Origin of the sequence: Pseudomonas sp. TTU2014-080ASC (assembly GCF_001446935.1) — a bacterium.
Lineage (GTDB): Bacteria > Pseudomonadota > Gammaproteobacteria > Pseudomonadales > Pseudomonadaceae > Aquipseudomonas.
In genome coordinates this window covers 181,033-201,316 of the sequence record NZ_LKKK01000013.1, presented here as the reverse complement: position 1 = coordinate 201,316, position 20,284 = coordinate 181,033, and the positions used below count along the sequence as shown (strand labels likewise).

General features: G+C 53.5%; 16 protein-coding genes and 1 other RNA gene. 6 read left to right on the top strand and 11 right to left on the bottom strand.

Annotation, left to right across the window (positions count from 1 at the left end):
- Positions 1-32: 32 nt before the first annotated feature.
- The 3 genes from AO726_RS17410 to AO726_RS17400 are packed head-to-tail and all read right to left on the bottom strand — an operon-like array spanning position 33 to position 2,897.
- Positions 33-806 (bottom strand): enoyl-CoA hydratase, encoded by a 774-nt coding sequence (locus AO726_RS17410; RefSeq protein WP_058069376.1) that lies wholly within the window; start codon positions 804-806, stop codon positions 33-35.
- Positions 807-853: 47 nt separating this feature from the next.
- Positions 854-1,789 carry an iron-sulfur-binding ferredoxin reductase gene (locus tag AO726_RS17405; protein ID WP_058069375.1) on the bottom strand — a complete coding sequence of 312 codons (936 nt, stop codon included), beginning with the start codon at positions 1,787-1,789 and terminating at the stop codon, positions 854-856.
- Positions 1,782-2,897: a GGDEF domain-containing protein gene (locus AO726_RS17400; RefSeq protein ID WP_058069374.1), complete on the bottom strand. Its 1,116-nt coding sequence runs from the start codon at positions 2,895-2,897 to the stop codon at positions 1,782-1,784. Before AO726_RS17400 ends, AO726_RS17405 begins: the two co-directional genes overlap by 8 nt.
- A 251-nt stretch (positions 2,898-3,148) precedes the next feature.
- On the opposite strand from AO726_RS17400, the gene AO726_RS17395 reads away from it, so the two are divergent.
- Positions 3,149-4,672 (top strand): fumarate hydratase, encoded by a 1,524-nt coding sequence (locus AO726_RS17395; protein ID WP_058069373.1) that lies wholly within the window; start codon positions 3,149-3,151, stop codon positions 4,670-4,672.
- A gap of 60 nt (positions 4,673-4,732) precedes the next feature.
- On the opposite strand, the gene ybaL is transcribed toward AO726_RS17395, so the two are convergent.
- Both ybaL and AO726_RS17385 read right to left on the bottom strand, forming a co-directional pair.
- Positions 4,733-6,448 (bottom strand): YbaL family putative K(+) efflux transporter, encoded by a 1,716-nt coding sequence (gene ybaL, locus AO726_RS17390; protein ID WP_058069372.1) that lies wholly within the window; start codon positions 6,446-6,448, stop codon positions 4,733-4,735.
- Positions 6,449-6,831: 383 nt separating this feature from the next.
- On the bottom strand, positions 6,832-7,173 hold the full coding sequence (locus AO726_RS17385) for an FKBP-type peptidyl-prolyl cis-trans isomerase (protein ID WP_058069371.1): 342 nt from the start codon (positions 7,171-7,173) through the stop codon (positions 6,832-6,834).
- A 157-nt stretch (positions 7,174-7,330) separates the two neighbouring features.
- On the opposite strand from AO726_RS17385, the gene AO726_RS17380 reads away from it, so the two are divergent.
- Positions 7,331-8,365, top strand: coding sequence for a DUF4917 family protein (locus tag AO726_RS17380; protein ID WP_058069370.1), 1,035 nt, complete (start codon positions 7,331-7,333; stop codon positions 8,363-8,365).
- Here the strand turns inward: AO726_RS17380 and AO726_RS17375 are convergent.
- From AO726_RS17375 to AO726_RS17360, 4 genes are all read right to left on the bottom strand, one after another.
- Entirely contained in the window at positions 8,362-8,661 is a 300-nt protein-coding gene (locus AO726_RS17375; RefSeq protein ID WP_058069369.1) for a ribbon-helix-helix domain-containing protein, read from the bottom strand. The two genes, AO726_RS17380 and AO726_RS17375, sit on opposite strands and share 4 nt — an antisense overlap.
- Positions 8,662-8,693: 32 nt before the next feature.
- Entirely contained in the window at positions 8,694-9,275 is a 582-nt protein-coding gene (locus tag AO726_RS17370; protein WP_058069368.1) for a DJ-1/PfpI family protein, read from the bottom strand.
- Positions 9,276-9,394: 119 nt separating this feature from the next.
- The gene (locus AO726_RS17365) at positions 9,395-9,808 is read right to left on the bottom strand and encodes a hypothetical protein (protein WP_058069367.1); all 414 of its coding nucleotides are present in this window, start codon (positions 9,806-9,808) and stop codon (positions 9,395-9,397) included.
- A 103-nt stretch (positions 9,809-9,911) separates the two neighbouring features.
- Positions 9,912-12,815: an ATP-binding protein gene (locus tag AO726_RS17360; protein ID WP_058069366.1), complete on the bottom strand. Its 2,904-nt coding sequence runs from the start codon at positions 12,813-12,815 to the stop codon at positions 9,912-9,914.
- A 140-nt stretch (positions 12,816-12,955) separates the two neighbouring features.
- Here AO726_RS17360 and ssrA point away from each other — a divergent pair.
- Positions 12,956-13,341, top strand: a transfer-messenger RNA (tmRNA) gene (gene ssrA, locus AO726_RS21045).
- A 184-nt stretch (positions 13,342-13,525) separates the two neighbouring features.
- The gene (locus AO726_RS17355) at positions 13,526-14,782 is read left to right on the top strand and encodes an integrase domain-containing protein (RefSeq protein ID WP_058069365.1); all 1,257 of its coding nucleotides are present in this window, start codon (positions 13,526-13,528) and stop codon (positions 14,780-14,782) included.
- 109 nt (positions 14,783-14,891) lie between these two features.
- On the opposite strand, the gene AO726_RS17350 is transcribed toward AO726_RS17355, so the two are convergent.
- Both AO726_RS17350 and AO726_RS17345 read right to left on the bottom strand, forming a co-directional pair.
- Positions 14,892-17,540: a DEAD/DEAH box helicase gene (locus AO726_RS17350; protein WP_058069364.1), complete on the bottom strand. Its 2,649-nt coding sequence runs from the start codon at positions 17,538-17,540 to the stop codon at positions 14,892-14,894.
- Complete coding sequence (locus AO726_RS17345) at positions 17,521-18,501, bottom strand: HamA C-terminal domain-containing protein (protein WP_058069363.1); 981 nt, start codon at positions 18,499-18,501, stop codon at positions 17,521-17,523. The genes AO726_RS17350 and AO726_RS17345 overlap by 20 nt, the downstream gene beginning before the upstream one ends.
- Before the next feature lie 407 nt (positions 18,502-18,908).
- Here AO726_RS17345 and AO726_RS17340 point away from each other — a divergent pair, with 407 nt between their 5' ends.
- A complete protein-coding gene (locus AO726_RS17340) occupies positions 18,909-19,235 on the top strand; it encodes a hypothetical protein (RefSeq protein ID WP_058069362.1) in 327 nt (108 codons plus the stop codon).
- A gap of 73 nt (positions 19,236-19,308) precedes the next feature.
- Positions 19,309-20,277, top strand: coding sequence for a DUF932 domain-containing protein (locus tag AO726_RS17335; RefSeq protein WP_058069361.1), 969 nt, complete (start codon positions 19,309-19,311; stop codon positions 20,275-20,277).
- The last annotated feature ends 7 nt before the right edge of the window (positions 20,278-20,284 follow it).

The following is a 20,284-nucleotide window of genomic DNA, read 5'->3' as shown; positions in this document are numbered from 1 at the left end:
TCACCGAGCGGCCTTTTTTATTCAGTAAACCTTCAGACGAACTTGCTGAAGTCCGGCTCACGTCGCTGCATAAACGCGCTCAGAGCCTCAATAGCCTCAGGCGAACGCAGTCGCTGACCAAACAGTGCGCCCTCTTCCTCAATCACTCTGCGCAACTCTTCACGCCCCGGATCACGCATCAGGCGCTTGCTGTCGATAACCGCAGAAGGTGCCAGCTTATTGAAGCGCAGTGCGACCTCTCGCGCAGCAGCCACAGTCGCCTCGCCATCCTCCAGCGCCTGATTAGCAATGCCCCACTGCGCGGCTTGCTCACCTGTAAAACTCTGGCCCAATAACAACAGTTCAGCAGCACGGGCATGGCCGAGCATACGCGGCAAAATCAGGCTCGAACCATACTCAGGACACAGGCCCAAATTCACGAATGGCATTTTCAATGTAGCGCTGCGACCGATGTAGACCAGATCGCAGTGCAGCAGCATAGTCGTACCGATTCCAACAGCCGGGCCATTTACCGCCGCAACTACCGGCTTACTGAAATCGAACAGTGCTTTCATAAACTGGAACACTTCGCTGTTCAGCCCGGTTGGCGGTGCCTGAATGAAGTCCGCCACATCATTGCCACTGGTGAAACAACTTTCACCGCCGGTAATCAAAACCGCACGTACACTCTTGTCCTGATCGGCCTGATTCAGAGCATCAGCCATAGCGCTGTACATGGCTCGGGTCAGAGCATTCTTTTTATCAGCACGGCTCATCTGCAGCGTGACAAGACCTTGCCCGCGCTCAACCAACACATGTTCGCTCATACACCATCCTCACAACTGTTCGGCCACGCACTTGCGACCGGACGACGCTAAGCGTGGGGCAAAAAACTGTCAGTGAAGATCTGGCTGCGCGGCAAACCGGCAAGATAGAGATGCCGTGCAAAACATTCGACACTGTCAGGATGGCCGCAGAGTAAGGCGATGGTTTGACGTGGAACAAGGCGTAGTTCGGCCAAAGCAGCGGACAAGTCGGTCGAGCTGACTTGCTCAATCTGAACCTGATCGTGCTGCTTAGCTATCTCGCCCAATTCAGGCTTCAGATAGTGCTCTGTAGGATGTCGCGCAACATGCAGCACACGGATGGGCCCTTGATGATCATTACGCAGCGCCTCACGCAGTACTGCGTACAAAGGTGCCAGTCCTGTTCCGGAAGCCATGAGTAGCAAAGGACGGTCCTGCCACTCGGGATCGTAACGCAGTGCCGCACCATGCAATTGACCAAGGCTCAGCTGGGCTCCGACACTCAGCGCTTTGGCCATTGTCGTGAAAGCACCGGGCCGATAGCAGTCGATATGAAATTCCAACCAAGAGTCCTCTCCCGGCAAGCTGGCCAGAGAGTACGGCCTGATCACATCGTCTGCGCACAGCGACAGGTGCTGTCCAGTGGAATAACGCAACGGGCGCTGCGGCATAAGGCGCAAGCGCAGGACATTCGGACTGGGCCAGTCACAGCTGTGGACAGTTGCCGGAATGCCATCTCGGGCCGCATCAAACACCTCAACTTCAGCGTCATCAACAACCAGACACTGGCAAGCCAGGTGCCAGCCCTGATCGCGCTGCGCGGTGGTCAGGGCATCGGGCTTTATATCGTGCAGAGTGCCACTTACACCCCGCACAAGGCAGGCATGGCAACTACCGGCACGACAGCTGTAAGAAACATTAATCCCTGCCTCAAGCAGGCTGTCGAGCAAATTGGCATTGTGCGCCACACTCACGCTGCGCCCGCCTACTAGCAAATCAGGCAATTACCTCTCCCCAGCTGGCAGCGCAACGGTTACGCCCCTCATGCTTAGCACGGTACAACGCCTGATCAGCCCGGCGCATTGCGCTGTCCAAATCATCCCCCGGACTGAGCAATGTCATACCTACAGAAAGACTCAGATCTCTCACACTCATCCCAACTTGTTCTGCTTCATTAAAGGTCTGGCGCAAACGCTCACAGCAGGCACTGAGCTGATCAGCATCCGAGTCAGGAAGTAAGAGGACAAACTCCTCACCGCCATAGCGGGCCAGGACATCACCTTCCCGCAAACACGCTTGCGCAACCGCAGCAAACAGCTGCAGAACACGGTCCCCTACAGCATGCCCATGGACATCGTTAATGCTCTTGAAGTTATCCAGATCAATGAGTGCAATCCCAAACTGTTGCTCAGGCCTCATACACTTCAGGGACTCATTGACCACATGCAAAAAATGCCGGCGGTTGAACAACCCGGTCAACTCATCCGTGGCGGCCAGATCTTCGAGCTTGCTCATCATGCCACGCAAAGTGTCTTGGCTAGCCCTTAAGTCGTAGCGCCGCTGGCGCATTTGCTGACGTAGGGAATAGACATAATTGCCAAAGAGGCACATCCAGACCAGCATGCCGGCCAGAATACAGCCCTGGAGCAGAACATGCCGCACGTCCATGGCCTGATCAAAAAAGCCTTGGTAGAGATGAGCGCAGAGGAACCCGGCAAATGCAAACAGCGCACAGCCTACAACGACTCTGGGTCTTAACTGGAAAATGCCAAATAAAAGGACCGGGCAGTACAAAACCAGCAAACTGCTGTGTACCTCGTCAAATACAACAAGCAGCAGGCTTATCCAGGCCAAACCGAAAAGAACCTGGGGCAGAGTGAGACTTGGGTCTTTGAAGCGCAGGTTCAGATTCGACAGAAACAAGCTTAAAAATATGGCCTGACTGACAACCAATGCCACCAGCGCTAGCAGTGCAGCCCCTGACGAGAGCTTGATCAGCCCAGTACTTGTCGCCAGAAGGCTGATAGCGCAAATCAGCAGATATGAAATCAACGCCATTGCAAAACGTTTGCGCAACAGATGCTGCAAGGCGTGCTGAGAATTATTTTTCATGATGTCACAGGCTCCGTCCCATGCTGGCACAACAATGTCAATTTACTCTTATTTCCACAAAAAAAAACAGGGTAGCCTAAGAGTAAATAGTTCTTCTCTATCAGAGCCCTAAGACCTTGAAGGTGTCCGTGATAAGCCTTGCAAGGTATACTAGCGGCCCTTTTATCCTGAGCCCCGGGCCCTGATAAATACGCGCTGGGCCCGCCCGGCGCTCTTCAAAGTTCCTGCCCTATTAAAGGAGCGCGCCTAGCATGACCGTGATCAAGCAAGATGATCTGATCCAGAGCGTTGCCGACGCCCTGCAGTTCATTTCCTATTACCATCCCGTGGATTTCATCCAGGCCATGCATGAGGCCTACCTGAAAGAAGAATCCCCGGCTGCACGCGACTCCATCGCGCAGATCCTGATCAACTCGCGCATGTGCGCCACTGGCCACCGTCCAATCTGTCAGGACACCGGCATCGTCACCGTATTCGTCCGCGTGGGTATGGACGTACGCTGGGACGGCGCCACCATGAGCGTTGATGACATGATCAACGAAGGTGTTCGCCGCGCTTACAACCTGCCGGAAAACGTGCTGCGCGCCTCCATTCTGGCCGACCCGGCCGGTGCCCGTAAAAACACCAAGGACAACACCCCAGCGGTTATCCACTACTCCATCGTTCCGGGTAATACCGTTGAAGTGGACGTGGCAGCCAAAGGCGGCGGCTCCGAAAACAAGTCCAAGATGGCGATGCTCAACCCATCCGACTCCATCGTTGACTGGGTATTGAAAACCGTTCCGGAAATGGGCGCAGGCTGGTGCCCGCCAGGCATGCTCGGCATCGGTATCGGCGGTACTGCGGAAAAAGCAGCCGTGATGGCCAAAGAAGTGCTGATGGAGTCCATCGACATCCACGAACTGAAGGCCCGCGGCCCGCAGAACCGCATCGAGGAAATCCGCCTTGAACTGTTCGAGAAGGTCAACCAGCTGGGCATCGGCGCCCAAGGCCTGGGCGGTCTGACCACTGTTCTGGACATAAAGATCAAGGATTATCCGACCCACGCCGCTTCACTGCCGGTGTGCATGATCCCGAACTGCGCCGCCACCCGTCACGCTCACTTCGTGCTCGATGGCTCCGGCCCAGCTTCGCTGGAAGCGCCGGATCTGGACGCTTACCCGGAAATCGTCTGGGAAGCAGGCCCAAGTGCCCGCCGCGTGGACCTCGACACGTTGACCCCAGAAGACGTTCAAAGCTGGCAACCCGGTGAAACCGTTCTGCTTAACGGCAAGATGCTGACCGGCCGCGACGCTGCGCACAAGCGCATGGTCGACATGCTGAACAAAGGTGAAGAGCTGCCGGTAGACCTCAAAGGTCGCTTCATTTACTACGTGGGCCCGGTTGATCCGGTTGGCGACGAAGTGGTTGGCCCGGCTGGTCCGACTACCGCAACTCGTATGGACAAGTTTACCCGTCAGATTCTGGAAAGCACTGGCCTGCTGGGCATGATCGGTAAATCCGAGCGTGGCCCGATCGCCATCGACGCGATCAAGGACAACAAAGCGGTATACCTGATGGCTGTAGGCGGCGCGGCTTACCTCGTGTCCCAAGCGATCAAAGCGTCCAAGGTTGTGGCCTTCCCGGAACTGGGCATGGAAGCGATCTACGAGTTCGAAGTGAAAGACATGCCAGTTACCGTGGCAGTCGACACCAAAGGCGAGTCGGTCCACATCACTGGCCCGGCGATCTGGAACAAGAAGATCCACGAAAGCCTGGCCGTCGAGGTCAAGTAATCGCCCGAATAAAAAACCCGGCTCAGGCCGGGTTTTTTATTGTCTGTAAAGACTCGGTTGTCAGTGGCCTTTTGGCGCCGCAGCCTGATCGGCGAACTTGGACAGAATGTGCGCTTTCATACCGCGTGCCAGTTCTTCCTCATCAAAGAACACTTCACCCAGCGAATCCTTACGGAATATCTCCACTGCGTCAGGGCTGTGAGTACGAATCACCACCTCAATATCCGGGTTGAGCATGCGCGCAGTTTCCACCATGCGCTGTACATTCATCGGATCAGGAGTGGCAATCACCAGCATCGCTGCGTCAGCGATGTGAGCCTGGATCAACGTGCCCGGCTCAGCCGAGTCACCACTGACAGCGACCATGCCCTGATTGCGAATTTGCTCCACGCGCTCACGGTTCTGCTCCACCACCACAAACGGGATGTGCCGCTCCAACAGGCTGCGGGCAATACGTCGACCAACACGACCGTAACCCACCATCACCACCTGGCCTTCAAGGTACTTCCTCTCAGTGCTCATTGGCAGCACAGCCAGCGGGTCTTCTCGGTGTTCAAGGCGGCGGGCAAACGAGGAGCGACGCAGCGCCAGCTCTTTCAGTGGTTTAACCGCCGCAAACACGGCCGGGTTCAGCGCAATGGAAATCAGTGCACCTGCCAGCACCAGGCTCATGCCCTCTTGTGGCATCAACCCTAGAGTCAGACCAAGCCCAGCGAGGATGAACGAGAACTCGCCGATCTGCGCCAAGCTAGCCGCCACCGTGAATGCGGTATTGAGCGGATAACGAAAAGCCAACACCAACGCCGCAGCCGCCAGGGTTTTACCGATAACGATAATGCCCACCACTGCCAGCACATGCAGAGGCTCTTTGAGCAGCACCAGCGGATCAAACAGCATGCCGACCGAGACGAAGAACAGCACCGCAAACGCATCGCGCAGTGGCAATGATTCTTCAGCCGCACGGTGACTGAGATCCGATTCACGCATCACCATGCCAGCAAAGAAGGCCCCCAGTGCAAACGACACTTGGAACAAAGCAGCCGCACCATAGGCAATACTGATCGCCGCCGCCACCACCGAGAGGGTAAACAGCTCGCGGGAGCCAGTCTTAGCCACATGCATCAGCAACCACGGAATCAGGCGGCGTCCGGCTACCAGCATGACCGCCAGGAAGCCCGCCACCAGCAATAAGGTTTTACCCAGTGTGTACCACAGTGGATCACTGCTGGTTTCTACGACCGTCGTGCTGCCCAGCACGCCTGCCAACGGCGGCAGCAAAACAAGCACCAGCACGGTGACCAAATCCTCGACCACCAGCCAGCCCACGGCAATACGGCCGTTCATGGAGTCGAGAATTCCGCGGGACTCAAGGGCCTTGAGCAGCACAACCGTACTGGCACAAGACAGCGACAGACCGAAGACAAGCCCAGCCCCGAAGCTCCACCCCCACCAGTGCGCGACAGCCATCCCCAAAACCGTAGCAAGGCCCATCTGCACGATTGCACCGGGCAATGCGATTTTCTTAACCGATAACAGATCGTCCAGGGAGAAATGCAAGCCGACACCGAACATCAGCAGCATCACGCCGATTTCTGACAGCTGTGCAGCCAGCTCCATATCGGCAACAAAACCAGGCGTTGCAGGGCCTAAGATAATCCCGGCGCAGAGGTAGCCGATCAGCGCTGGCAGCTTAATCTTCTCGGCAATAAAGCCAAAAATAAGCGCCAGGCCAAAGCCGCCGGCCAAGGTGGTGATCAGGGAGATGTTGTGCTCCATCCAGTGTCCTCATGTTAGTGGTGGTACGACTGTGCCCTGACGCATGGCAAGTACCACTGCCCAGAGGCCGCAACAACTTCCACGATGGTGCACACATAGATCCGGCGATTTGCCGGGCCGGGACAAGGTGATGCTGTCAGACCCCGGACAGGCCAGCATCTAGCACTTTCTTGCTAAGACGCTTAGTGAATAATAAAAAAAGGTTTTAGATCAATAAAAAATAACAAAAAATTCACGAGACAAGACAAGCGGTGCGCACGACAACAAGTCACAGCTATCGCAAGACAAGTGGGAATCCGACCATTGCGAGCCGGATTCATGGCGACATGTCTAAGAATTTTCTTAGCAAATACTCTGCCATATTTTTTACGGCGTGCTGAAGGTCAGTCGTCCCTTGTCAGCACTTCAAGCAGCTCGACCTCGAAGATCAAGTCTGAATTCGGCTTAATAAAAGCGCCGAACTCGCGGTCGCCATATCCCAGCGCGGATGGCACATAGAGTTTGCGCTTACCGCCTACACGCATTCCCATCATTCCCAGATCCCAGCCCTTAATGACCCGACCTGTGCCGATAACACACTGAAAGGCTTTACCACGTTCGTAAGATGAGTCGAATACGCGGCCATCTTCCAGGAATCCGACGTAATTGGTGGTAATCAACGCACCTTTTACAACTTCCTTGCCGTCGCCAACCTTGATGTCTTCAATGCGTAATTCTTCAATCATTGCACGTCCTCACTGGTTCACCCGTATAGGGATTGCGCGCACAACTGCCGAACAGTCGTACCATCCTGCTAACTGAGAAGCTCGAAAGGCCCCGCCGAGACACGTTTGAGGCGTGATAAAGTCCGCCGGTATTTTCGGCCACACAATGAGAGCAATTATGGAACCCCTGGCAGCAAACGGCGAACTTGAAAACTGGGACGCGCTGCGCGCCAGAAAGTCATTCCCGGACTTGTTGCTCGGAAATGGTGCAAGCCTGGCGGTTTGGCGCAACTTTGCTTACTTCTCACTGTTTGATGAAGCTCAAACCACGCGCAACCGACCGCTCAGTCCAACCGAGCTGAGCGTATTCCGCGCCATGGACACAAATATCTTCGAGCAGGCACTCGGCGCACTGCGTAACAGCATCCGGGTGAATGCCGCGCTAACCATCAATGCGTCATCACCGCGCCATCGCTATTTCGCGATTAAAGAAGCGCTGATCCACGCCATACGCTCCGTTCATATTCCCTGGAGCCAGATGCCTGCCGATACGCTGGCCAGCATCAATCAGGAGCTCAGTCGCTACCGCACAGTCTACAACGGCAATTACGACCTGCTGACCTACTGGGCTGAACTGCACGCGCCTGGAGGTTTCGACAATATTTTCCGTGGCAGCGATGCCACATTCGAGCCAACCTACACAGCGCGGAAAGGCAACACGACACGCATCCTTTACCTGCATGGCGGTTTGCATCTGGTGAAAAACGCAGATGGCAGCACGCGCCTGCTCAACTCATCTGAAAGCACCCTGCTGGCCAGTTTCGCTATCAATCAGTTAGGCGATATTCCACTGTTTGTGAATGAGAGCAGTAGCGAGGACAAGCTTAAGTCCATTCGTGGTTCGGACTATCTGTCCTACTGCCTCGGCCAACTGGCACAGCCAACGGAAGGGTTATGCATCTTCGGCCACAGCCTGAGTAAGCAAGATCACCACCTACTCCACGCCGTGCAGCAAGCCAGCCCGAAAGCACTGGCTATTTCTATCTATCCGCACAACAGCAATTTCATTGAGCAACAGAAGAGCTATTACCAGCAGCTATTCGCCGAGCACCCGCACATCGAATTGTGTTTCTTTAACTCAATGAGTCACCCGCTGGGCAACCCCGGGTTACGCGTACCGGTTCCCAAATCTGATCTGGGAGCCACACATTAGGTGGCTGCCCGCACCAGACTCAGCTCAACCGGAGCGCGCCGCTGACTGAGATAACGGGTACAGCTCACGCGCAGGAACGAGGCGAAGTTCACCACTTCGCCACGATAATCCATGACCTCGTCATAAAGCTTGGCGATCAGTTGGTTTGTGGTCATGCCGTCCACCTCTGCAATTTCCCGCAGGATGTCCCAGAACTGATTCTCCAGCCGCAACGTGGTAACAACACCGCGAATGCGTAGGGAGCGCGAGCGTGACTCGTACAGAATCGGATCGGCTTTTACGTACAATTCACACATAAACGCACTCCTCGTGCACTGCGCCCCGCCTGTTACAGGCTGATTTGGGTGCCCAATACCTTTAAGAATCCCGCCAGCCAATTCGGATGCGCAGGCCACGCAGGGGCCGTGACCAGATTGCCCTGGACGTGAGCCTGATCCACCGGAATATCAATATAGGTGCCGCCGGCCAAACGCACTTCCGGCGCACACGCTGGGTAGGCACTACATTCGCGCCCCTCAAGCACACCGGCAGCAGCCAGCAGTTGCGGGCCATGGCACACAGCAGCAATCGGTTTACCGGCGGTATTGAAAGCCTGCACCAAGCCGATCACATCCGCATTCAGACGCAGATACTCAGGCGCACGACCACCTGGAATCAGCAATGCGTCATACGCCTCGGCGTGAACCTGATCAAAGGCAAAATTCAGAGCAAAGTTGTGACCGGGCTTTTCGCTGTAAGTCTGCTCGCCTTCAAAGTCATGAATCGCTGTGCGTACCGTCTCGCCAGCAGCCTTACCGGGGCAAACGGCATGTACCTGATGGCCGACCATCAACAGCGCCTGAAACGGCACCATGACTTCGTAGTCTTCGACGTAATCGCCGACCAGCATGAGAATTTTCTTCGCGGCCATCTGGGGGTTCCTTTCATGAAGTTGGGAAGCCAGAAGTGTTATCCCTAATCCGCTACAGCGGGTAATACCCAATTACTACAGCGACAAAAGGCTCCGGGTCTGGGCCCGGAGCACAGGCATCAGTCGAGGGTTTCTTCATCACGCTGCAGCACGTACACACAGCCGCTGTCGTCTTCCAGGTAGTCGTGTACGTAATACATGACGACTTCCCCCAAACCCGGCGTGACGGCTACGTAATCGCCGATATCTGCGGTGAAATGAGCCTTGCTGCCCGGCTTGGCCTCACTCTCAATACGCGCTGTGACAAACAGCTCTTCAGCAAACCCAGCGAAATACTCTTCACGCTCAGCTGCATCCCAACTCGATGGCACCTTAAATGCCCCCGCGAATACGATTTTACCGTCGCCCAAGTCTTGCTCCTCGGCCTCAGGGTCGTTCTCATCGGGGCGATACAGGGTGCAATCCTGCGCTTGTGGGTGTTGCAGCACAGCCAGTCTGGCCGCCAGTTGTTGCTCTGTATCCAGGGATGGCATTTTGTTCTCCACGCCAGCGGCGCATTGTTTTCGTTATAGGTAGCAGGCTAGCCGCTCCGTAATAGCGGACTAACCTGCCGGGTTCCTCCTGGGCTTGCAACTGTTACAACGCCTGTCCCAGCAAACTAATGGCCACGCGCTTCAATGTACTCAGGTCCACCGGCTTGCACAGACAGTCTTGAGCGCCGCGTCGACGGGCCTCGGCGAACAGCGCTTCATCAGCCGCCGCACTCACCACCATCACTGGCACCGAACTCAGACGCGGGGTCTGGCGCATGAAGTCGATCACGCTCAACCCCTCGCCGTCAGGCAGATCAAGATCCAACAACACCAGTGTCGGAGTATGCAGTTCCAGCTCGGCCAGGGCTTGTTGGACGGTGCCTACGCCACGCACTTCGGCAAACTCACGCAACGCCTCCTGAACCACCTTCAGGCTGGCCGCATGATCCTCAATACACAGCACATCCGCGAGCAACGCGGGCTGCTCTGTCAACTGCTCAGTGCTCTCCTCTGGTGGCGGTTCTGGGGCGGCTCCCGGCAGATCAATCCAGAAGCGGCTGCCGCAACCTGGCGAACTCTCAAAGCCAATTTCGCCGCCCATCAGGGTCGCCAGCTCCCGGCACAACACCAGCCCAATACCGGTTCCGGGAATGGTTGAGTTTTCCCGGCCCAAACGCTGAAACGGCTGGAACAGATTGGCCTGTTGTTCCTCACTCAGCCCGACACCGTTGTCTTCAACCCACAAGCGCACGGCATCCGAACGCACTTCATAGCCCAGATTCACCAGCCCGCACCGAGTGCTGTACTTCACGGCATTGGAGAGCAAGTTGAGAATGACCTGACGCACACGGCGGACATCCGCTTGCACATACAGGCCGGTGTCAGCCTCTGCCAAAACCTGCAACTGCAGCTGACGTTTTTTGGCTTCCGGCAACACCAGTTCCGCACAGCCGTGGAGCAGCGCGCCGATTTCTACAGGTTTGAGCTTAAGCTGCTGTCGACGGTTTTCGATGCTCGACAGATCGAGAATGTCATCCACCAACGAGGTGAGGTGACGGCTGGCGTTGACGATTTCACGGGCATAATCCGCCTCTTGCGAAGCATTAGCGCGACTCTCGGCCTCCATTTCAATGAGCTGAGCAAATCCATGGATCGCATTGAGCGGCGTACGTAATTCGTGACTCATGCTAGAAAGGAAGCGGCTCTTGGCCTGACTGGCGGCTTGGGCGTCCAGGCTTGCCCGGCGCAACTCTTCCTGCACTGTTTTCAGGCGAGTGATATCCACATGAGTGCCTGCGATGCGGCACGGTTTTCTATCGCCATCACGTTCAATCACCCGACCACGGCTCAGCAGCCAGACATACTCACCACTGGGAGTCGCATAGCGGTACTCCACTTCATAGCGATCTTCCTGACTGTTAATAAACAGCTGGCGCAAATGGCGTATACGCTCCAGATCATCCGGGTGCATACGCTGGTTGAAGTCAGCCAGACTCATCTTCTCTGGCGACAAACCGAAACGGTTCACAAAGCGCTCACTCAGGGTAATGCTCATGGACTGGACATCAATGCTCCACAAGCTCTCCGTCGTACTTTCCATCACCAGTTCAAGTACACGCTGCGCCTCCAAGCGCTGAGATTCACTGGCCTGCAACTGCCTGCCTGTTTCCTCAACCGCTCTGGCCATGCTGTGGATCTCAGCAATCTGGCTATCAGGCACCGGCGTGGTGAAGTTGCCACGCCCAACTGCCCGCATCATCTCCACGACGCCCTTGATCGGCCCGGCCAATTGCGAGGCCAAATGACGGGTGCGCATCCACATCAACGCGAAGAAAAGTACATAAAACACCAGCAGCCCGGCGATCAGCAGATAACCGATATGCAGGTAATGACGGGCCAGGTTACGGGTTTCGGTAAAGATATTTTCTTTGTCGACGACCATCATCAAGCGCCAACCGGTCTGCGGAATCGTGCTCCACGACACCAGTTGATCGCGCCCTCCCAGCTCAACTTCCTGAACGCTGTCCGGGCCAGTGTTCATGGCCTCCACCAACGTTTTTAACTGGGGGTAGCGAGACAGGCTGAAATCTTTGGGTTTGAGCACCTCACGGCGTACCGCCTCAGCGTAGGAGTAACCCATCAGCTCGGTCAGCCCAAAGTCATCCTCACCCTGAGGCGGCAGCGCGAGGATATTGCCGTTACGATCCAACAGCATCGCGTAGCCGCTCCACGGAACCTGCAACGAATCGATACTTTCAAGAATCTGCCCGACGGTGAAATCCATCCCCACAACGCCTTCCAGAAAGTCACCGGCATAGACCGGCGCGATCGCAGACATCATCCAACCCATTCCGGCGGGATCAAGATAAACCTCGGTCCACACCACCTTGCGCTCTGGGTTGTGCTTGGCATCTGCCAGGTAATAGAAGTTGTAATCCGGTATCACCATGTCATGGGGATACTGCTTAGGCGTCATAAAGAACGGATAGATGCGGTTGTAACTATCCCAACTGTTGAAATAGAGCGAGGCGATACGCGACGTGGAATTGTGCATCGCCCGCATCAGAGGGTCCAGCTGAGACAGACGCAGTGCTTTGTCGTGGTCCTGCTGGGCAAGCGGCGTACTGTTGGCATAGAACGAGGCTGCGCGTCCGTTATCCGTCTTGGTGTAGAACACCCCGCTGTCTGTTACAGCATGCCGCTGCCGCTCCAGGTCGTCCGGTTTGAAGGAGGTATCCTGCAGCGCCTTCAAAGTCATATCCCGGAACACCGCGACCTGCGACTCCACACCCAACAACCGCCGCGCAATCAAGTGGCCCTCGCGCTGTGCAGTGGTCGTCAGATTCTCCAATGCATTTTCTTGCAGGTAATCGATCTGAGCGTCCCTGATCTCGCTATTCATCAGCAGATAAGCAGCAATCAGTACGAACTCAACCAGCACCAGTGGTATCAAGGCACTCTGGACAAAAGCTCGCCAGATCCACTGACGCAATGGGTAGCGCGGCATACGTTGGAGGATTCCTGAATTGTCAGCGTGTCAGACAACAATCATAGCTGGCAAAGCGTGCTGAATGGGCACCGATTGAACAGTCGACGAAAATGAACCTTTCACGTACAATCGTGTCTGTATAACTGCACGAAAGTTTTGGGGCCGATTAGGATTCGACGCCGGTGGCGAAACTTGAGGGGCATGCCGAGTGGGTAACAGAACTCGTAAATCCACTGTTGCAAAACTTATAATTGCCAATGATGACAATTACGGTGCTCAACTAGCTGCGTAAGCAGCCTAGCGCACTTCTGGTAGCTTCGGCTCCAGCAATCACTAGGGGATGTCTGTAAACCCGAACTGATTGTCAGATAGAACAGAATCGTCGCCTAGTACGTTGTGGACGAAGCGACTAAATCTTACACAACTCGCCCAAAGCACCCTGCCCGTCGGGCGGCCAAGGGTTAACTTAGTAGACACGGCTAAGCATGTAGAACCGATAGCGGAGAACTGGCGGACGGGGGTTCAAATCCCCCCGGCTCCACCAAATCAACATCTAAAGACGTCCACGGACGTCTTTTTTTGTGCCTGAAATCCAGTAAATACGGGGCCTCCAGCGTTAAAGATGTTCAATAACATCCAATGACAGCTTTTCACCTTGGTATTCCAATTGGTATTCCAAGCCAACAGATGGTAATTTTTGGAATACCAAAACCACTTTTGGAATACCAATGTGCGCCCACGCTACTCGCCTTTCTGAAGTCAAAATCAAAGCTGCCAAGCCTAGGGACAAGGACTATGTGCTTGTTGACGGTGACGGACTTCAAATGCGAGTGAGAATCAATGGCTCCAAGCTTTGGAATTTCAACTACTACCACCCCGTGACGAAAAAGCGTATCAACATGGGGCTTGGCAGCTACCCAGAACTCTCACTTGCTCAAGCAAGAAAGCTGACCATTTCGGCACGAGAGCTTTTGGCTTCAGGGATTGATCCGAAAGAGGACCGCGAGAATCTCAAGCAAGCGAAAAAAGCCGAGACCGAACACACCTTCCAGAATGTGGCCCTTGCTTGGTTTGAGTTGAAAAAGGATTCCGTCACCAAGCCCTACGCTGAAGACATTTGGCGTTCGCTAACGCTACACATCTTTCCAGATCTAGCTACAACACCGATTTCAGCGATTACAGCGCCACTAGTCATCAACCTACTCCGCCCCTTAGAAACCAAGGGCAGTCTTGAAACCGTGAAGCGCCTTAGCCAGCGCTTAAACGAAATCATGACTTACGGGGTTAACTCTGGCCTGATTCACGCCAACCCACTGAGCGGCATTCGTGCCGTATTTAAGAAACCGAAAAAAAAGAACATGGCAGCTCTGGCACCGGATGAGCTCAAGGAGCTTATGGTTGCCATCGCCAACGCTAGCATCAAGCGCACGACACGCTGCTTAATTGAGTGGCAACTCCACACCATGACGCGCCCAGCTGAAGCAGCTACCACCCGCTGGGAAGACATCGACTTCGAGAAAAAGATTTGGACGATTCCAGCTGAGCGCATGAAAAAGCGCCGCACACATATCGTCCCGCTGACAGAGCAAGCCCTAGCACTACTAGAAGCGATCAAGCCTTACAGCGGCCATCGCGAATATGTGTTCCCTGCAGACCGTAACCCTCGTACCCACTGCAACAGTCAGACAGCAAACATGGCGTTAAAACGCATGGGCTTCAAAGACCGCTTGGTTAGCCATGGCATGCGCTCAATCGCCAGCACCGTACTCAACGAGCACGGCTGGGACCCAGAACTTATTGAGGTGGCATTGGCGCACGTCGATAAAGATGAAGTGCGCAGTGCTTACAACCGAGCAGACTACATCGAGCGTAGACGCCCGATGATGGCTTGGTGGAGCGAACACATACAGCAAGCTGCTACAGGCAATTTATCCGTAGCAGCTACAGCTGATGGGCGGGATCGAAAGGTTGTATCGATCCGATAAAAAGGGTGGCGACTAACTACCGCTTTCGGCCAGAAGCAGACGGTTTAGCTTATAAATAAATCCGTCCACTTTTCCATACCGCATCGCTCGTGCTGCATGGTTGCTCCATCTAATCCTCAGTCCCTACCTCTAATTCAGCCTCTGGAGTAAGAAGCTGCTTAGCCCGTAGTTCAGCGATTACGAGGCTGGATAGTTGAAGCAACTGCACATTTGGTTGGTTACGAATCCACTCCTTAACTTGCTCCGGCGTCAATGACGAGTCGGTTATCAATGAAGCAATTACAGAGGCAGTAATGCGCGAAAGACCAAGCTCAACCAGTGAACGACCAGTTTCGGTAGATATGCCTAGCTCTAACGCTAGGGAGAAATCGTAGACTTGACCAATGAGATCACTCCGCCCTGCCTCTGCCAACACAAAACGAAGTAGATCTACATATGCCTTGGCCCACTGGACTAACCTAAAGCGAATTGTCTGCTCGACCAGGCTAAACATATTTCTAATCGCAGCGTCAATTATCGCTTGATTGCGATTTTTTTTAGAGGCTTCAGATGCTTTCTTTAAGTGATATTTAACCGACTCCCTGACCAACTGCGTAAGTGGCTCACCTCTCATCCAGCTTAAAGCAGTAACAGTTACATGATTAACAAATCCGCGAGCTCTTTGGCCCTCCTCCCCTGAAAGAGTCAAACCTCCTAAATGCTTGTACAATCGACGAATTATGCCATTGTAAACTTTGTATGAGTCAGAGGAGGGGTTTACTGGAATCAGTTTTTCAAACTCTCCTTTTTTCACTCCTTGACGCAATCGCTGCAACAGACTCGTCAATGCTATAGGGTCGATCATCCAGCTGCTTGTCAGCACCTGCTCTGGCAAGCCTAGCTCCAACAGTGCCCTCTCAGCAGAACTTTTGAGTGTTATTTTTTGCGCGTCAGTGAGCTGGAGACTGGGGCGTCCTAGAAGAGCACCAAGACTTCCTTGAGCGGAACGATAGAGCACTAGACCCGCCGCGGCGGTTATTCGCTCGTCAGTACCTAGACGAACAGATCCGTCTTGCGCTTCAGTGGCTGCGAACTCAAGGACCTTGACTACCGATTCAAACTCATCTTCTATCGTTTGTTTGAAAGCGACCTTTACTGAAAATGGTTTTCGCTCGGTAAGCGGCTGAGATTCCCAGTTTTCATAATTAACCAAGAAGACATTTCCGACAACCTCTTCTCCGAGCCTGCCTGCGCGACCAGCGAAGTTCCAAAGTGCTGCCTCGTCGAGAGGCTCACCTTTGTTTCCTCTTGTAGGTGTATCGATGAAAACATTTCGAGCTGGCAGATTAACTCCCTGGAATAAAGTTGTAGTACAGCAAAGGTAATCCAAATCTTCTTTTCGAAACGTATCTTCAATCCCTTCGCGCAGTAAACTAGGCATGCTGCCGTAGTGGAAAGCAACACCCTTCAGTACATACTCCGCCAGAGAGTAATCTTTGTGGATATGTTGTTTGATGAATTTTGATAGCTCGCGCAGCGCTTCTGTAGTTTTAGATTCTCGATTGAGGGCAATGAGGCCTGCTAATGCCTCAGCGTTGGCTGCGCCTGTGGCATAGACTAAGGATCGGCCTGATACTCCAAACTCTTGGGCTACCGCCGCGAGCTTAGCATCTTCCTTCAATGCAAAGCCGCGCTTGAAAACATAGGAACCAATAGTCTCAAGTTTTTTTGGCGTGACAAGCTCTAGCTCAACGAGATTTTCATTTTGCATCGAGAAACGAACATTAATGCGATTCTGAACCACCGGAGATAGTGAAGTTTCCTTAACTTCTATTTCAGGTAATCCAACGCTATCTCCTATAAGCTGAAACCCGCTTGCACCTGGAGCTAGAAACAGGAAGCGAGCGTTGTGGTTGGATATTTTTATCTTCTCTAGCACATCCTGCAATATCATGCCGCGACTGTCATCACCCATCGCCTGGGCCTCGTCCACAACTACTAGATCAATAACTCCAGAAAGGTCTACGGTCGAGAGCAACAACTGCACTCGCTCTTGGGTGAGGACATAAATTTGTTTAGGGCGCTTCGAGGGATCAAGAACTGGAATGGTCGTAATTCGAAGCTCAGAGGAGACTTGAGACAAACGTTTCTCTAGTTTTCCTTGTATCTCCGTCAGTAGCGCTCTGGTTGGTGCAATGTACAAAGCGGTAAAGTTTGCTTCCGTAATTGCTCGCTCGCACAAATGTTCGAGAACTACGTATGATTTTCCTGCGGAGGTAGGCGCTGATATCGCTGCTGCAATGCTAGATTTTAAGCTACCCCAAACATCCAACTGAAACTCGGTTAGGGAGACTCTCTTGCCTGCCATTTCAACAGTATTGATTTCTTCAAGCAGATGTCGCCGCATATATGCTTGGAAATTTTCGACAGCGGCTGTCGCCTGCTCAAGCTTGTTCAGGCCAGGAAAATTCCCCAAATCTGACATTACATGCACTACAGCCTGATGCACTGCTTCATCATTGGAAGCAAGGGAGGAAAAAACTGCAATTTGTTGGGCTAAGTCACGACTTTGTTCATCGTTGGCCTGGGCAAAAATGCTAGCGGAGCTGAGGAGTCTGGCTACAGTCGCGCCCTCTAGCTCGGGGCCTTTTACTTCCGCAGCTTGAGCGGCTGCAGAAAGTGTTGAACGAATGCCTACTGCTCTAAGCTCAGCCAGGTCAGTCCAGAATGCTTCTTCCCGACGTATATCTCGTGCTACTTCAGTCGCAAATGTGTTCATTGTTCAGCTCGGCGAATATCCGTTTCAACTTATAGACATCGGGCACTGCAACCAAGAAGACTATGCAACCGCCAAGATCCACATTCTTAGCCGCTGCTTGGTTGGTTAGATTTTTTTGGAATCTAGGGTGCTTGGTAGAATATTGAGACTCGAAGTGATCTTCGTGAATTGTGATGGGCTGTTCAGCATCTCGTTCTAGCTTCTCATTGTAGGCCTCTTCGCTAAAGACGAGACTTCCTACGTGTATATCTCTGCGCTTGAGATGGTTTCCGTTCCCTGAATAGACATTGAAGAAAGATTTAGCGGCTTCGCGCTGTTCCCCTTGTAGTGCCTCAAGATTTGATAGATCGCTTACAAGACGGAGCTCGTTCAGTCGCCTGCCCCGATCAGCCTGAAATTCCGATACAGAATCGACCATTTCACGAGACGCATCCGCCGCGCTTGGAGTTATTTTTGACTCTAACAAAAAAAATGTCACTGTACCGTCAGGGTTCGCTCTGACATGTAGTCCATCAGCGCCATGGACGGGCATTTCTGAAGATGTCTTTAGGGCCATCTTAGCGCCTACTTGGCCGGCACGAAGGAAGTGAACAGCAACTACATAGGAGATCAACTCCCCAATCTCCCCATAACGACTAGAGTTTTCCTTACTGTATTTGACCAGCAAACGGATTGCTTCGCGCCTCAATCTAGATGCAGCAGCCATGCTGCCGCCCGTATTAGATTTAGCACCTTGAGCATTTGCTTGCTGGCGCTTAGTCAAAGGTATCGCGTAGTCTACGAGGTGGTCAGATAAAAGCTCCACAAACTCATTAGTTTGCGGCTCGTGCTCTCGAAATCGGACAAATAGCAATCGAGGTTGCTTGAGGGGTGGCGAGGCAGAAACTTCCTTGAGGACGTTTTCCAGTCCGTCAACCGGCTCAAGTAGTGCATCGAAATAGTTTTCTACGTCTGCTGTCACTAACTGTCCCTGTATTCTTTAGTGTGGCAATAAACGAAAGATTACCCACTTGATAGAAATAGGCTCTCTTTTGAATTGGTATACCGCCCATTAAACGAGATATAAATACATTGGCGATTTATTAGTGGGAAAGTGCTATTTTATCAGAATGGTAGCCTAGTGATATCGCAAGAGCTAGTCATTACAACATGGCTTTTTTGACGGCGCTGCTTCATGGGCATGAGAATGCGGTGATTAGCTCCCCTAGGGCGATTCACTCAGGGGAGAAAGCCTCTCCAATAACTGCCATTGCCGACTGGCCGCTTGTGGCCGACAGCAGACATTGCCAAACTCAACCTCAGGTATTTCGATTCAAAAAAATCTCAACCACACATCACAGCAATGACATTCACCTCAGGAGTTTCGCTATGTCATTGCAATGCCCCCAATGTGGTTCTGCCGAGATATCAAGACGCTTCACCGCCATGCAGGTCGGCGCAGTTGTCGGTTTGTTAGGCGGTGCCATGCGTGGCGCTGGAGGCGTGCCACTGATTGAATCCAGCTCATCCATCACCAGCCTTAACAAACTCCCCACAGCCAACCTCAACGAGCTATCCACAGCAGTCATGGCTGGACTCGTAGGCGCAGCTGGAGGTTGCACTCTTGGCGCTCAGCTTGGCGAAAAGCTGGACCGGCACGTCCTAGCCCACAACACCTGCACAAGCTGCGGTCATCGCTTCAACCTACCCGTTTAACCCCTTCGAATTCATTGTCGGTGCTGCCTATGTGCAGCGCTTTATGCCGGCACGCACCCTAAGGAAATTCGTTATGGCACATCTGATAGAAACCATGGCCTATGCAGGCGAAGCTCCCTGGCATGGCTTAGGCAATCAACTCACACAAAAACAACCCATTGAGGTCTGGCAGCGTGAAGCAGGAATGGATTGGCAGATCGAAGAAAGCCCCGTGCATTTCAAAGCTGATGCGGTAGGCCACTTAGGCACCATTCACTCCTTTCCAGAACAAAAAGTGCTGTACCGCTCGGATACCAAAGCTCCGCTTTCAGTGGTGTCACAGCGTTACCACACCGTCCAACCTCGTGAGGTACTGGAGTTCTATCGGGACCTCACCGAGGTATCAGGTTATGAGCTGGAAACTGCAGGTGTACTGAAAGGTGGCCGTAAGTTTTGGGCGCTGGCACGAACTGGCCAAGGTACAGCCATTAAAGGCCATGACCAAGTAAATGGTTATTTGCTTTTGGCCACCTCTTGCGACGGCACACTCGCCACAACCGCAACGCCTACCACCGTGCGCGTGGTCTGCAATAACACATTAACCATCGCCTTAGACGGCACCAGTCGTGCAATCAAGGTGCCGCACAACACGCGCTTTAACGCAGACGTTGTGAAACGTCAGCTGGGCATTGCCGTGTCTCAATGGGATGAGTTTATGTATCGCATGCGTCACTTAGCTGAACGCAAAGTACATTGGCATGAAGCTATGGGCTTTTTCATGGATGTCATGTGCGATGTAAACCCAACCGCCCCACTGCCAGAACAACTGCCTAACGAACGCGCCCTGCGTAGAGTACAGGAGCTCTATGAAGGTCGTGGACGCGGTAGCCAACTGGCCTCAGCGCAAGGCACCGCATGGGGACTACTCAATGCCGTAACCGAGTACGTGGACCATGAACGCCGCGCACGTAGTAACGAGTACCGCATGGACTCGGCTTGGTTTGGCCAAGGTGCGCAGATCAAGCAACGTGCTTTGGATACAGCTCTGCAATTGGTGGCTTAACCAAATG